The organism is Alcanivorax sp. P2S70 (assembly GCF_000475295.1).
Taxonomy (GTDB): domain Bacteria; phylum Pseudomonadota; class Gammaproteobacteria; order Pseudomonadales; family Alcanivoracaceae; genus Alcanivorax; species Alcanivorax profundi.
The window spans coordinates 1-510 of the sequence record NZ_AXBZ01000074.1; the positions used below are offsets into that span (position 1 = coordinate 1).

Below are 510 nucleotides of genomic sequence, written 5' to 3' on the forward strand. Positions count from 1 at the left end.
ACGGTGGCGCCAACGAAGCTGCCATGGACATGATCGAGAAGTTCACTTCTGCCGATCACGCCGAGCAGGAAATGATGGGCATGCTGGAGCGCAAGGAAAAGATCATGGGCTTCGGTCACGCGATCTACAGCACTTCCGATCCGCGTAACGCGATCATCAAGGAATGGTCCGAGAAGTTGGCCGCCGACGTGGGTGACACCGTGTTGTACCCGGTTTCCGTACGTTGTGAAGAAGTCATGTGGCGCGAGAAGAAGCTGTTCTGTAACGCTGACTTCTTCCACGCCTCTGCTTACCACTTCATGGGTATCCCGACCAAGCTGTTCACCCCGATCTTCGTGATGAGCCGCCTGACCGGTTGGGCTGGCCACGTGATGGAGCAGCGTGCAGACAACCGCATCATCCGTCCGAGTGCGGATTACACGGGTGAAGATCTGCGTTCTGTTACTCCGATCGCAGAGCGTGGCTAATCGCTTTTTAGCGTTTAGCTCTTTGTGGGAGCTTGCTTGCAAG

General features: G+C 55.9%; 1 protein-coding gene. It reads left to right on the forward strand.

Features of this window, described 5'->3' with window-relative positions:
- Positions 1-467: citrate/2-methylcitrate synthase (locus Q672_RS32765; protein WP_022986774.1), on the forward strand; the 467-nt coding region annotated here is incomplete at its 5' end.
- Between the last annotated feature and the right edge of the window lie 43 nt (positions 468-510).